Origin of the sequence: Acinetobacter thutiue (assembly GCF_030385805.1) — a bacterium.
Classification (GTDB): domain Bacteria; phylum Pseudomonadota; class Gammaproteobacteria; order Pseudomonadales; family Moraxellaceae; genus Acinetobacter; species Acinetobacter corruptisaponis.
The window spans coordinates 213,790-228,676 of sequence record NZ_JAUDZE010000001.1 but is presented as its reverse complement, the minus strand read 5'-3'; the positions used below and the strand labels follow the sequence as shown (position 1 = coordinate 228,676).

Annotated in this window: 11 protein-coding genes and 1 tRNA gene; 1 reads left to right on the top strand and 11 read right to left on the bottom strand. The window is 40.3% G+C overall.

Going from position 1 to position 14,887, the window contains the following annotated elements; genetic code table 11:
* Window positions 1-42: 42 nt before the first annotated feature.
* The 11 genes from arsC to QTA56_RS01070 all read right to left on the bottom strand — a co-directional run bounded on the left by arsC (window position 43) and on the right by QTA56_RS01070 (window position 13,247).
* On the bottom strand, window positions 43-477 hold the full coding sequence (gene arsC, locus QTA56_RS01120) for an arsenate reductase (glutaredoxin) (RefSeq protein WP_267979115.1): 435 nt from the start codon (window positions 475-477) through the stop codon (window positions 43-45).
* A 159-nt stretch (window positions 478-636) separates the two neighbouring features.
* The gene (locus QTA56_RS01115; protein ID WP_267979114.1) at window positions 637-2,091 is read right to left on the bottom strand and encodes a SulP family inorganic anion transporter; all 1,455 of its coding nucleotides are present in this window, start codon (window positions 2,089-2,091) and stop codon (window positions 637-639) included.
* 244 nt (window positions 2,092-2,335) lie between these two features.
* Complete coding sequence (locus QTA56_RS01110; protein ID WP_267979113.1) at window positions 2,336-3,241, bottom strand: recombination directionality factor; 906 nt, start codon at window positions 3,239-3,241, stop codon at window positions 2,336-2,338.
* 276 nt (window positions 3,242-3,517) lie between these two features.
* Window positions 3,518-4,585 carry a YqaJ viral recombinase family nuclease gene (locus QTA56_RS01105; protein ID WP_267979112.1) on the bottom strand — a complete coding sequence of 356 codons (1,068 nt, stop codon included), beginning with the start codon at window positions 4,583-4,585 and terminating at the stop codon, window positions 3,518-3,520.
* Window positions 4,586-4,746: 161 nt separating this feature from the next.
* Window positions 4,747-5,781: a DUF932 domain-containing protein gene (locus QTA56_RS01100; protein WP_267979111.1), complete on the bottom strand. Its 1,035-nt coding sequence runs from the start codon at window positions 5,779-5,781 to the stop codon at window positions 4,747-4,749.
* A gap of 17 nt (window positions 5,782-5,798) precedes the next feature.
* Window positions 5,799-6,065: a hypothetical protein gene (locus QTA56_RS01095; protein ID WP_267979110.1), complete on the bottom strand. Its 267-nt coding sequence runs from the start codon at window positions 6,063-6,065 to the stop codon at window positions 5,799-5,801.
* A 167-nt stretch (window positions 6,066-6,232) separates the two neighbouring features.
* On the bottom strand, window positions 6,233-6,463 hold the full coding sequence (locus QTA56_RS01090) for an AlpA family transcriptional regulator (protein WP_267979109.1): 231 nt from the start codon (window positions 6,461-6,463) through the stop codon (window positions 6,233-6,235).
* A 192-nt stretch (window positions 6,464-6,655) separates the two neighbouring features.
* Complete coding sequence (locus QTA56_RS01085; RefSeq protein ID WP_267979108.1) at window positions 6,656-7,504, bottom strand: YagK/YfjJ domain-containing protein; 849 nt, start codon at window positions 7,502-7,504, stop codon at window positions 6,656-6,658.
* Window positions 7,505-7,898: 394 nt separating this feature from the next.
* Window positions 7,899-10,313: a hypothetical protein gene (locus QTA56_RS01080; RefSeq protein ID WP_267979107.1), complete on the bottom strand. Its 2,415-nt coding sequence runs from the start codon at window positions 10,311-10,313 to the stop codon at window positions 7,899-7,901.
* 727 nt (window positions 10,314-11,040) lie between these two features.
* Window positions 11,041-11,130 (bottom strand) — tRNA-Ser (locus tag QTA56_RS01075).
* A gap of 86 nt (window positions 11,131-11,216) precedes the next feature.
* Window positions 11,217-13,247: an FAD-dependent oxidoreductase gene (locus QTA56_RS01070; RefSeq protein ID WP_267979106.1), complete on the bottom strand. Its 2,031-nt coding sequence runs from the start codon at window positions 13,245-13,247 to the stop codon at window positions 11,217-11,219.
* A 293-nt stretch (window positions 13,248-13,540) separates the two neighbouring features.
* Here QTA56_RS01070 and argG point away from each other — a divergent pair, with 293 nt between their 5' ends.
* A complete protein-coding gene (gene argG, locus QTA56_RS01065; RefSeq protein ID WP_004798967.1) occupies window positions 13,541-14,884 on the top strand; it encodes an argininosuccinate synthase in 1,344 nt (447 codons plus the stop codon).
* Window positions 14,885-14,887: the final 3 nt, after the last annotated feature.

Sequence of the window (14,887 nt, the reverse complement as noted above, 5' to 3'; positions counted from 1 at the left end):
TCATTTGGATATGCAGATAATCATATACAAAAATTAAATTTTTTAATTCACTCTATGACCATTTTCATCAATCACCTGCTCACCATCCTCTTTAGTGAAAGCACCCTTTTGTGCTAATGGCAGAATATCCAAAACAACCTCTGATGGGCGGCATAAACGAGTGCCTAATTCAGTGACCACGAATGGGCGGTTGATTAAAATAGGATGCTCAAGCATAAAACTGAGTAATTGTTCATCACTCAAATCAGGGCGATCAAGTTCCAAATCACGATAAGGATCAACATTCTGCCGAATCGCCTCTCTGACCGTTAAGTTCGCATCCTGAATCAATTTAATTAATTCGTCATGACTTGGTGGTGTAATGAGGTATTCAATCACTGTTGGCTCAATTCCTGTATTACGAATCAAAGCCAAAGTGTTTCGAGATGTCCCACAAGCAGGGTTGTGATAAATCTTTACATCCAATGAAGCTGTCATCAAACTCAACTCTGTTAATATATTCTTATATCTTTATATACGAATTAACATATATATTCAACTCCATATTTAAACGGCTAAATAGAATTAACTATAAAAATGACACTATGATTTCTCATAGTGTCATTACTCATAAAATAGAATTAATATTTAACAAAATCAAAATTTTGAATGAACTCCATACTTATCAATCATGATCGAACTTGCTTCATTTAAACCACGAACAGTGACATTTATATCATTCTTTTGGAACTTATTAATCACAGAATCAAGCATAGCAACAGATGTTACATCCCAAATATGTGAATGTGTTAAATCAATAATTACGTCTTTGATATCTTCTTTAAAATCAAAACCCTGCATGAATTTTTCTGAAGAGCTAAAGAATATCTGACCATGTAAATCATATAAGCGAGCGTTATCCTCAAAAGAAGCGTTGACTCGAATATCATTTTCTAGTTTATTTGCTAGGAACAGGGCTGATAATAAAACACCTGTTAATACACCCAATGCTAGATTATGTGTTGCTACAACGACTACGACTGTAGCTAACATCACAATATTGCTACTCTTAGGATTTTCTTTAAATGCTGTAAGAGAACTCCATTCAAACGTACTAATAGACACCATGATCATTACAGCAACTAATGCAGCCATTGGGATGACTTTGAGCCAATCGCTAATAAATACAACAAGAATGAGAAGAAAAATACCCGCAGAAAAGGTAGATAAACGAGTCAGCCCTCCCGACTTTACATTGATCATAGATTGACCAATCATTGCACAGCCTGCCATTCCGCCCATAAAACCAGATGCAATATTTGCAATTCCTTGTCCTTTACATTCCTGAAACTTATCACTTGGGGTATCTGTCATCTCATCGACAATCGTGGCTGTCATCATAGATTCAAGTAAACCTACGGCTGCTAATGCGATTGAGTAAGGCAGAATAATGGTCAGTGTTTCAAGGTTCAAAGGAATATCAGGGATTAGGAATACAGGTAGAGTATCGGGTAACGATCCCATGTCTCCTACAGTTCTGACATCGATGCCAAGAAAAATAGCAACAAGCGTAATCACAATAATACAAACAAGCGGTGATGGAAGTAACTTCCCTATTATTGGAAGCAATGGAAATAGATAAATAATTGCCAAACCTAAAGCCACTAAAATGTAAACATGCCATGTCACATTAACCAGCTCTGGAAGTTGAGCCATAAAGATCAAGATGGCTAAAGCATTGACAAAACCCACAACGACTGATTTTGAGACAAATCGCATGAGCTTAGCGAGCTTTAAGTAACCTGCTAAAATTTGGATCACGCCAGTTAAAATCGTTGCTGCAAGTAAATATTGTAATCCGTGCTCTTTAACGAGCGTGACCATAAGTAGTGCCATAGCACCTGTTGCGGCTGAAATCATCGCTGGGCGACCACCCACAAATGAAATCACAACAGCAATACAGAATGAGGCATATAAGCCAATTTTCGGATCAACACCAGCAATAATTGAAAATGCGATTGCTTCTGGAATAAGTGCTAGACCAACGACAAGACCTGCGAGCACATCTCCTCGGATGTTAGAGAACCATTGTTCTCGGACATTGGAAAACATAGAAATAGCCTGTTTGAATATTTTTTGATAAAGGCTAGTGATGTGATATATACAATACACGAGCGACTACACCACATCACTAGACAGTGATGAGTTTCATTTACTAAAAAGATAGGTAAATAAATTATGGTGGAGTGATCGTCATAGAGAAAATAAGGAAAAGTGATATTTGAATTTGAAGAATAACACAAAAATTGATCTAGAGTCCATGACCTCACATGAAGCTAACTTCATGTGAGAATTTTTAGTTCAAAGCCTGCACCGACTGCTGCAACCCTTTCTGAATATCCTGAACATGGTTCAGATCATGTGCTGATTCAGACTGTTGCTGTGGCTTAGACTCATCCGAGTAAAACTCCTCAACAATATCCAGTCCCTCTTCACCACCTACCTCAAAGCTGGCATTGCCATAGCCCTGCCGTGCCACATGATCCAACGCCTCCTGATAAAATCCTGCCACCTTGCTCTGCTCATCCATCTGTTTGGCTGAGCTAATCGCATCTTTCAGGTTTGTGCCATCACGTAAAGTTAAATCCACGTAGTAAATCGGGGTGCGGTAGCTTTGCGTAGTACTTTTACCCCGCAAGGTCAGTTGCAATGGCAGGCATGAAAGCAAGTCACCCGATGCTGCATGGTAGTAACGCAGTCGTGCCGCCAAAGTCCGTATGCTGTTAAAACCTGTGGTTCTAAAGATAAATGTACCAAACTCATCAGATTCATCCAGATTGACATAAAGTCGTCCATAGGGTTTACACAGCCCACCCTGCGCCAGTGGACAGAGATCAGGGGATGGGCATGGATGCTGTTCAATGCCATTTTGTCCAAGCCTCTGACAGGTTTCCCCATTGCCTGAACAGATCAAACGTCCAGTCTGACGGTCAAACAGGCTGTACTCTGCCCGTAGGTTCAATTCAGGATCGTTGAAGATCATCCGTACTGGAATGCTTCTGAGTTTTTGGTTTTGATTCGGTGCTTTGGCACGTAGCTGCTCATCCAGTGGGTGTTTCACCCAGCCATCCTTATTCTGGATCTGGCTGGTAATCGTAAATTGATCATCTTTTTCAGGGACACGCTTGCCATTTTTCTCGACGATCTTGCCAATACTGATACGCCCCAATACAGGTGGGGTAATTGCTAAACCTTTAATCATGGTGATTGTCCTTTATTGCATTTGTTTACGGCTTCCCCAAATCCATTGAATGCACGGTCTCCTACACCATATTTTTAACCCTCCTGAAAAAACGATTTCCAGTCACAGGTCATGGGAGAAAATATTGTGCGAACATAAAAAATGCAAAGCTGCTCCACCGCCATTTCTTCATGGCTGGAGAAAGGGCAAAGGGGCGACTTTGCACAAATTTTAAATTTGGGAAAATGAAATTGTTTAATGTGGTGTGTAATGGTGGTGGTAGATGAGGACAACTATTTATACCGTTGCAGAATAAACATTAAACCGCCTGCTACCTTGACGAGTTTGTGGGTACTGTTGCAATAACTCAGGCTGTGCCTGTAACAATGCCTTTTGATCAAGTACTACACTGTCCTTTGACTTTTTCCATGTCACTGTGCCATTGGAGAAGATGGCTTTCTCGGCATCTTTCATTAATGCCTGAATCCGATGCTTGAGATAGTCATACTTGGTTTGGTGCTGTGCCAGTTGTTTTTCCTCATGCAATAGGTCAGTAAACAGTTGATCAACACCCTCAAGTGTGGAGAAATCAACTGTCTGTAAAGGGATATGCTGTGGGTAAAGTAGTTGCAGGGCTTTAGCTGCCGATTCACTGGCATCGACACTGGGTGGTGTGTCATTTTCCACACAGTTCCAAAATACTCGTTCGGAAGCGATGATTCGGTCAATCACAATTTCATTGCGTTCGACCTTAAATATCTTCGCCTCATGTCCACAGATCAAGGCACATATATGTGCTGCCTGTTTACCTGTCACTGCCAGTTGGTGTTGTACCTGAATAATCACGTATAAAGGCACACCATCACGCCATAGTTTAGTTCCCCACTCCCCTACAGATTTACATTCCAATACCTGCACTTCATCACAACCCACAACAGCATAGTCCAGATTTGCCAGCATAAAGTGTTTGTCAGGATCAGGATGCTGTAACACCGCATTGACCTTACGCACTTTATGACCTGTCTTGTGCTGGTAATAGCTGGCAATCAGGGGTTCAAGCTGATTGCCCCAGTATAAGGGTGAATAACTGTTTTGGGTCGGTTGATCAGGTTGTGTCTGCATCCGTCCTGTCTTGATCATCCATAGTTCCAGCATGCTCATGTGGGGATTAAGTCCACAGGCTGCTGCGGCATCACTACTGCCAATGCCCTGTTTCCTGACCTGTAACCATTGTTCACGGCTCATGCCTTTGGTTTTAGCTAGGCGTTTGGCATGGGAACGATGGGGTTTAGAGGATTGTGGGAGTGATGGTAAATATGCTGTGGCTGAGGATTTACTGGTTTGTGGTTCAACGATATGGTTCATTAGATACTCCATGTCTGTAAAAATTAAAATTGCGGCATAAAAAAAGCCACATCAGGGCGATGTGGCAAAAGGGAGTTTTGGGGTAAAGGGAAACAAAGGATTTAAGCAATAGATATATTACTTAGGCTAATTTGACTGGTTGGTTCTAAATTCAACGCAGGTTAGACCACCATTCTGAGTGCCTGTTCCAGTCCTCGCTGTTTAATCGCTGCACCTGTACCAAACCATGCGGAATCCAGACGGTGATCGGTACTCATGGCTCGACGTTCGTGATCCACAAACTCGGTGATGCTACACAGCAAGCCATAAGCTGTGCCTTTGGCTGAACTGAGTTCTGCACCTCGCCCCTGACCGTTAAACATATCCATGACTTTCGACATGGCTCGTCCATTCGGTTCAGTTTTATTGGTTGCATTGGCTTCATTTGCCACATTACGGTAGAACTGGATAATGCTGTCATCCTGTTCAGCAATACTGAGACTGGTATTGTTAAACACAGCATCAAAATAGGCTGCCGCTTCCTGCTGGGTCACTTTACGCTGGCTCAGTTGTTTCATTTCATACATATGCTCATCCCATGCACGAACTGAAATACCGAGTTGCTGTTTGACCTTTTCTGCATCAAATCGGGTGCTGTGCGGAACTTTCACCACGCCTGCACTGGTATTGCCATTGCGTAAGGCAATTGCCAGCGTGTTGTTACAGACCACACGGATAGAAGTAAATTGTGCAGTCGTGGCAAGCGTACCGTCGCACGCAGTTGCCAGTAGAATGTAGCCATTACTGACATCTTTACCCTTGAGTGCAGTCGTTTGTCCTGTACGTGCCAGAGCCCAGAACTTCTTGCCGCCTTTCAATACGCCTGCGGTTTCCAGTTCAAAGCCTGATTGCTCGGTCAGGTCACGGTAAAACTCCAGAATTTCTTTGGGCTGAACCTCCTGAAATCTTTGGCTGACCACTGATAAAGGTGCATGGGTATCGGAACGATATAAAACACGCTGTTCCTCATACGGCAGAATAATAGATTGTCCCCGATCATTCTTTGCCATGTAACTGACATCGGATGATTCAATCCGCCAGTTCATGCCTGCCTGTTCCGCCCAGACTTCGATTGGCTGATCCTGCGTAAGCTGATTCCCTAGACCATGCCAAGGGGTTTGTCCAACATACGCCATTGTTTCAACTTGATGTGCCATGATGATTTCTCCTGTCCCTAGTTGAAATTGTGCTGACAATTGTTGCAATGGAAATAGCCTGTGGACTGTTGCGGTTGCGATGGCTGAACCAGACTATCCAGCAAGCCACCGACCACTGCACCAGCCAATCCACCGAGTAACGGTGATAATGGTGTAGGCAAACTTTTGGCAATGCTTGCACCAATTCCTGCACCTGCCATAGATGAAAAACTGTTATTGCCTGATGGCTGTGCAGTTGCACGGCTGACATTGGCTGAATAGCAATATGGGCATGTAATATTCATAAGATAGACCTCATTAAATGAAAAAAGGCTTACCAATCGGCAAGCCTATGTTTTTGAATGTAAGGGATGAAACAAACATTCAATCTTCATGTTAATGATATATATCTATGATTTTTTGGGATTATGCCAATTCATTACTATGCAACCATGTAGCCATATCAGGGGAATCAGTGTTCTTCCTGTCGTTGAGCGATTTTAGATTCAATCCACTCATCGATTTCCTGTGACACCCAACCAACTCTCACTTCTGTTAAGCGTATTGGCTTTGGAAAACTGACATCGTAATATTTGGATTTGGGATTCATCAACTCATAAATGGTTGATCGGCTTAATGCGGTAATTTCAATCACTGCTTTGATGTTCAGGATACGGTATTGATATTCAACGAGATTGGTCATGTGGTTACTCCCAGTAATGTAGTTGAGAGGGGTCTTCCTCAATACAAATTGGCGTACCGTATTTTTTTACTGTAACCGATGAGATGAATTGACCATTACAAACATACCCACATGACTCAAACCCAAAAAATGAATATATGAAATAAACATTCATGTTTATAGTGTGTGGCTTTAATTTCTTGGGATCAATATCTATCCAAAGCCACGCATTCCCTTAATTTTCGCTCGTAAATGTTGTTCCTCCTTATCAGCCTTTGCCAAATAGTGAATAGCATTCTCAGCATTTTCTACTTCATCGTCATCATTACGGTGAATCATGCCAATACCCAAAGTACCTTGTCTGAGGTAATTATCCTTGTGGCTTTTACGATTACAGCTAAAGTAACAGCCATCCCCATTGGTAATATCCAGCCACATTTCACCGATCTGTTCAGCATAGTAGCCATCACGCCTGTGGTTTGAACCGTTATAGATAAAAAGAAAATGACAGTGATAGCCTTTATCCCGTCCCTGTTCAATTGCCCATGAATAATCCATTACATGCTTAAAGCATTTCCGACGTTCATGAATACGACGTCGGAATATGTTGAGATCCGCATCGAACTGGTAAATATCCACATCAGCATCATACGGATAACTGACATCCACACGTACCAAGAGCAATTTGCAGTGACGATCCGATAAGCCCTTAAAATTATCTTTCAATGCCTTGAAATTACGTTGGCGTTGTCGCTTATGCCTATTGATAAAACGTTCATGTTCATCCAGCATATCTTCACAGAAGTTTAAAAAATCAGTCCTTGAATGGAATAACGATCTACCTAATCTTGTTCTGTTATGTAAATCCGATGAAAGACTAATCGACATCAAATCAAAGTAGCCTTGTATCATGGGTGAATATTCAAGGTCAGGATCATAAATATCGGTAGCGACTTCCCGATAATCTTCAAGCTCGTATTGAACTTCTTTCCAATGACATTTTCCTGAACAAACATACAACATTAAATCCTCAATCTGAATCAGGGCTTCATTACGGTTCATATCAGTCTCCTATTTGTTGGTTAGAACCATAGGAGAGATGACTCTGTAATTAATTACCCAAGGGTATGATGAATCAGTGATGAAAATTCTTAAATTTCAATTATTAAGTTTTTGGTTAGTAGAGTTTTCATGAATGAATATTTTATAGTTACACTCTTATGATTGTTCGATTTATATACTTTTCAAATAAGAGATTTATTAGATAGATTCTCTATAAGCAATTGATTTATTAGTAATCTATAATAATTAAATTATAATCCTAGCAAAATTTCTAGATCATGAGTATGAAACATGACTAATGACAGAGCTTAGAAAAGCCTTATGTGGCAAGGCTTTGAACCCACTTGATGATATTATTTTTACACTGCAATTTAAGCGAAAATACAGACAAGAGTTACGGCTTTTCTGCCTTTAGAATCTGTGCTGGAATAACATTTTCCTCCTGCTGGGGAAATCTTCCTTTAAGCAGTAAATTCAAGTGTATTTCACTGTCTTTCATTGAAGCTCTTGTTAGAAGACTATAGTTTGCATAATACTCTGCAAGGTTTTTGATAAACCTAGATCGTTGTTTTTTATCTTTATAATTGCATAACAAATAGTCACCTTGACGCCTTCTTCTTTCCTTGAGCAGTGGCAATTCGATTGATTCAAGACTCAGCTTATTGAAGAAGTCATTATAATCAACCGTCAAGGTATCGTCCGTCTGTTTTGCACTCTGCTTCCTTTTTTCGAGTTTACGAATTAATTTCTTTTTGGATGTATCTGTTAGATAGCTTTCCCAAAACTCTTTAACCCTTTGAACGGTATCAATTCCCAACTCTCCTTTACTTCCAGACTCAAAAATCAGGTTAACATCTATAAGAGGTACTGTCAGTGACACATACGTCCCAACATGTGCTACAAGCTGTTTACCGAAGATTTTAGGCTTCCTTTTAATGTCATTTACGAACTCTGTCCATATCTCACTAAACACGGCAATGAGCAAAGCTTCTGGTACATTTTGACTATCAAACTTACAAATCATCTTGAAACGGTAAACATCGACATCCGTCTTAAACTTATAACGTAAATAACTATTTATGGATTTATAGTTTTTTTGCTCATTTACCATTCCTTTTGCTTGCTCTTTAGCAATATCACTTTTATATAATTTTACTTTTAAATCATAAAGATATTTATGTAATCGTCTATAAAAATCTAATGACAAGACTTTATAATTCAAAAGATTAACCACATCTCGATTGCTATGGTGTTCATGCAAAAAGAATCTTAGGGTTGGGCTAAGTGTGCCCTTGAGAATACTGCTCAAATTTTTTGTATTTGCCTGATCCAAGTAATGATCTTGTATCAGAATAATTGCCAACTTTTCAATCAACGATAGATACCGTTTGGGTGATTGAACGATATGCCTAATTTCAGCATCCACCGTACTGATGGGTGAAATATCAGCATGTTTTAAATATTGGATGAACAACTCTAGCTTTTTAAGCCGTTCACTGGTATCCCGATCAAATTTTAAAAAATGCTTTTGTTCATCATAGATGTGACACAGTCCTGCATATTCCTTTTTATTATCGAGTCTGTAGATCGCCTTTTCCCAAAGCCTACCACCAGCAAACTCTCTATACAATGAACTAAGACGAATATCTTCAGCAAGTTCTTCATTGCGTGGAGGTCTGTATTCAGGTTCAGGATTTTTTATTTCATGCAAAAGCCTTGAAACTCGATATCCCACCTCATGAATATCAAACGCTAAATGCTTGAGCCTACCTCGCTCTGGATGAATGAATCGCTTAAAGTGTGTAAATAGGTATAAATACCAATGATTAAAATCTTCCAGTTGTTTCTTGGGTCTGTATCCCAACACATCTGTAACTTGCCTGTGCTTAAAATTAAGTTTGATAAGCTCATTCAAGTTATCTGCTTTTATTTTATAATCTTTGTACTGACTGTAAATATTTGGCTTGTTCAAATCGCTATCGAGAATATACTCAACCTTCTTATCAATGTGTTTCGGGTCGTATTTAAGATCATTTTTCAAGACCAACACGACATGAAAATTAAGGCTTTCATTAATTCCCATGAAAGTATTCACAAAATCAGCATATACATGAAAGTTTGCAACAATATCTGCATAGCTAAACCTTAAAGCTGCCATCACATGTTCAATGGTATCTTGATCCCATGATGAAGAAATCGGTCGCTTCCTAGAAAGATTTGGTGAGATTTTAATCAATAAGTTTAAAACATAAACTTTTTTAGTCTTCTTAAGAATTTTATTAAATACCGTTACAAGCTCAATGTGTCGTTCATTGCATTCCACTAAATCCTGATAAATATTTTTGCGACTCATTTCATATTTGTTACGATATATGGTTATACAGTCAAAAATCCGATTTAAAGGAAGATTAGATCGAGTCCATCTATCACCACTGGTATAGAACTCAGGAAATTGCTCCTTGACCACTCGAATGAACAGGCTTACCTGAATACTGAATAAAGTATCTGCCTGTTCCGCTAATTCAATTAACTCCATATCCAAGCGTAACAAGTTCAAGTAATCAATGATGTCTTCTTGCATATCTTCATCACTATCATGATATGCCGACAGCGTTGAAATTATATTTGCTTCAACTTTACTCAGTCCATATTCGAGATTATCAAGCATGTCTATTGTTTCACAGAAGATACCTCTATGTATTTCTTTGCCAGACTGCCTTAACTCACGTCTGTATTCACTGTACATGCAGACCTTTAGATAGTCGAATACATCTTTATCACTTACTACTAATGTTTGATTAGTTGCCATACTCATATCCATTCAATAATAATGTGCAAAACCTTAAGTAAAAGTATACAGTTATAAATATATCCTGTATTTTCTGCTATCTATACAGAAAAAATACAGGGGCAGCGGTGTCTGGAATGGTTGAAATTAGATATTTTTTATCTACTATTCCAAAGAATAAAATACCACTATTCCTAAAAAAATTAACTTTTAATTAGCTTAAAATTTCCTACTAACTCAATCTTTAAAAACTACTAAGTATTATGGAAATTTAACGGTCAGTGATCCCAGTGCTAAAGATGGGCATAAAAAAACTACACCTGTTACAGTGTGGTTCAGAAGAACATGACAAACTAAGCTAAAGCAGATATGAGAATACTGACCAGCATGACCAGACTAATTAATAACAAATGATGGTTTGGACAATAGAGTGATTTTGGTTCTACCGATTTTTAATTCTGACTTTATGGCAATCAACAGTCTTAGTAGATTCCAGATAGAAAGAAAACATATGCAAAAGATTGTGATCAGAAAGGTAATGAACAGCAAAAGCTATGCAGTAAAGACGAATACTATTTCTTATTTTGAAGTGTGGTGAACAACTTGCAACTTTTAGCAACTGTCCAAAGGCTACCGATTTCGTTCAATTACAATTGATTCAATCAGAATTTTAATGTGGGTTACAATGTGGGACAAAAGTATAGATAAAAAATAAGCCCTTGTAAAAACAAGGGCTTATTTAAATATTTGGCGGAAGCGGTGAGATTCGAACTCACGGAGGACTCACACCCTCGTCGGTTTTCAAGACCGGTGCATTAAACCGCTCTGCCACGCTTCCATGTGCCTAAGAATACAAAGCTTGTTTCCTTTATTCAAGAAAAATTTAACTGCAATGTATTCAAATGCATATTGTTTCATCAATTGTTAAAGTTTAGCCGCCAGTTCAGCACCTTCACGGATCGCACGCTTGGCATCCAGCTCACCTGCTAACTTAGCACCACCAATCACATGATATTTTGCCAGTGTGGTTTCATTTTCACGTGGTACTAAATCTTTTACAGACTCCTGGCCTGCACACACAACAATGGTATCCACACGCAATAACTGGTCATGGCCATTATGCTCAACCCATAGGCCTTCGTCAGTTACAGCCTTGTACTGTACGCCACGCAACATACGCACAGCATGCTTTTTCAACTGTGCACGATGCACCCAGCCCGAGGTTTTACCCAAGCCAATACCCAACGGCGTTGTTTTACGTTGCAATAAATAAATCTGACGTACTGGCATTTCAACTTCTGGACGTTGCGTACCGCCTTCGGAAATATAGTTAGGGTTTGGATCAACGCCCCATTCACGTTGCCATTCTGCCAATGGTTGTGGCTGTGGTTGATGTGGTGGTTTTAGCAAAAACTCTGACACATCAAAACCAATACCACCCGCCCCTATCACAGCAACCTTATGTCCAACCTTAGCGCCTTTTAGCACTTCTGCATAAGACAGGACTTGTGGTGCATCACTACCCTGAATTTTTAGGGCACGTGGCACCACACCTGTTGCAATCACAACCTCATCAAAACCCTCACGTTCCAACTGTTCACGATTGACCTTGGTATTTAAGCGAACATCCACACCTGTCTGCTTTAATTGGACTTTAAAATAACGAATAGTTTCATGGAACTCTTCTTTTCCAGGAACAACTTTCGCTAAATTAAACTGACCACCCACATCATTATTTGCTTCGAATAATGTCACAGCATGCCCACGGCTGGCAGCAACTGTTGCAGCCGACATCCCTGCAACACCACCACCCACAACCGCAACACGTTTTGGTTTCTTGGTTTTGATATAAACCAATTCCGTTTCAAAACATGCCTGTGGGTTAACCAAACAGCTAACACGCTCATTTTTAAAGGCATGATCCAAACACGCCTGATTACATGCGATACAGGTATTAATCTCATCAACACGGTTGGTTGCGGTTTTATTGACCCAATATGGATCAGCAAGGAATGGTCGTGCCATTTGCACCATATCCGCCTGTCCTGAAGCAACAATCTCTTCGGCAACATCTGGCATATTGATACGGTTTGATGCAATGACGGGTACTGAAACATGCTGTTTAACCACAGCAGTATAGTCCACAAATGCAGCTCGTGGGACTGAGGTTACAATGGTTGGGATACGCGCTTCATGCCAACCAATCCCTGTATTTAGAAGTGTGATTCCCGCCTTTTCCAATGCTTTGGCAATAACGATCACCTCCTGCATGGTGTTGCCATCATGCACTAAATCAAGCATGGACAGGCGGAAACAAATAATGAATTTTTCACCGACTTTGGCACGAATCGCCTTGACGATTTCCACGGGAAAACGCATACGGTTTTCAATATCGCCACCCCAACGGTCTGTGCGCTTATTGACATGGTTGCTCAGGAACTGATTGATCAAATAACCCTCAGAACCCATGATTTCCACGCCATCATAGCCTGCCTTTTTTGCCAGGCTTGCACAACGGGCATAATCTTCAATGGTGGCCAAAATCTGGCTATCCGACATTTGACGTGGCTTAAAAGGATTAATGGGTGCCTGTATTGGCGATGAAGAAACCGAAAATGGATGATAACCATAACGACCTGAATGCAGGATTTGCATCAGGATTTTTGCGCCATGCTTATGCACAGCATGTGTGACCAGACGGTGATGAGGAATATCTGCCAGACTGTTCATGGTACCACCTGCAGGTAATAGCCAGCCTTGACGGTTGGGTGAAATCCCACCTGTGATGATTAAGCCAACCCCACCTTTGGCGCGCTCACCAAAATAAGCAGCAAGTTTAGGATAATTAAAAAAACGATCCTCCAAGCCTGAATGCATCGATCCCATGACCACACGGTTTTTAATGGTCGTAAATCCGAGATGTAATGGCTTTAAAATATTTGCATAGCTAGTCATGATATTCCTTCTATATTTTTGGCTTTGCAACTTGTTGCATAATACTCTAACTGAATTTTTATGCGTGTTTATGGCTTTTTTTGAGAAAGTGCTGACACTAAAGTCAAAACACTTGTAACAATCATGTTTTCAATCTTAAAAACTAAAAAAACTGAACCCATTAGAGCATAAATTTTCTGGATAGTTTTTCTTTGAAGAAAACAAGCTTAATGAAAAGTGTTACAATGCTTCCGATTTTTGATTCTCCAAGACTACCTGTTCGGGGTCTTTACTCATAAAAGTTAGGACAAGCAATGACTGATAATGCAACTATCTTGCAGCACGTACCTGTAGGCAAAAAAGTTGGGATTGCCTTTTCTGGTGGTCTCGATACTTCAGCAGCTTTATTGTGGATGAAGCAGAAAGGTGCACAACCTTATGCCTATACAGCGAATCTGGGTCAACCTGATGAGGATGACTATGATGCGATTCCAAAGAAAGCTGAACAATACGGCGCAGTCAAAGCTCGATTAATCGATTGTCGTTTACAACTTGCGCTTGAAGGTATTGCTGCAATTCAATGTGGTGCTTTCCACATTAGCACTGGCGGTGTTCCTTATTTCAACACCACACCACTAGGTCGTGCAGTAACAGGTACCATGCTCGTAACTGCAATGAAAGAAGATGATGTCAACATCTGGGGTGATGGTTCGACGTATAAGGGCAACGATATTGAACGTTTCTATCGTTATGGTTTATTGACCAACCCTGCCCTTAAAATCTATAAGCCTTGGTTAGACCAAACCTTTATTGATGAGTTGGGTGGCCGTGCCGAAATGTCGCAGTTCCTGATCGACAATGGCTTTGACTATAAAATGTCAAAAGAAAAAGCCTACTCGACTGACTCAAATATGTTGGGCGCAACGCATGAAGCCAAAGATCTGGAATACCTCAATGCAGGTATTAAAATCGTAGAGCCAATCATGGGCGTTGCATTCTGGAAAGAAGATGTAAAAATTGATGCTGAAGAAGTATCAATCACTTTCGAGGAAGGCTTCCCTGTTGCGTTAAATGGCCAACGTATCGAAGATCCAGTGGAATTCATTCTAGAAGCAAACCGTATCGGCGGTCGTCATGGTTTAGGTATGTCTGACCAGATCGAAAACCGTATCATCGAAGCAAAATCTCGTGGTATTTATGAAGCACCAGGCATGGCATTGTTACACATCGCCTATGAGCGTTTAGTAACGGGTATTCATAACGAAGATACCATTGAGCAATACCGCATTAACGGTTTACGTTTAGGTCGTTTGCTTTACCAAGGTCGCTGGTTCGATTCTCAAGCATTAATGCTTCGCGAAACAGCACAACGTTGGGTGGCTAAAGCGATTACAGGTACTGTGACTTTAGAACTTCGTCGTGGTAATGACTACACCATCATGAACACTGAATCTCCAAACCTCACCTATGAAGCTGAGCGTTTGACCATGGAGAAAGGTGATTCTATGTTTACACCTATGGATCGTATTGGCCAGCTCACCATGCGTAACCTCGACATTACTGATACGCGTGCAAAACTCGGTATCTATACTGAAACGGGTTTGCTTGCTGTAGGTCAAGGTTCAGCGATTCCACAATTGGAAAACAAATCAAAATAAGCG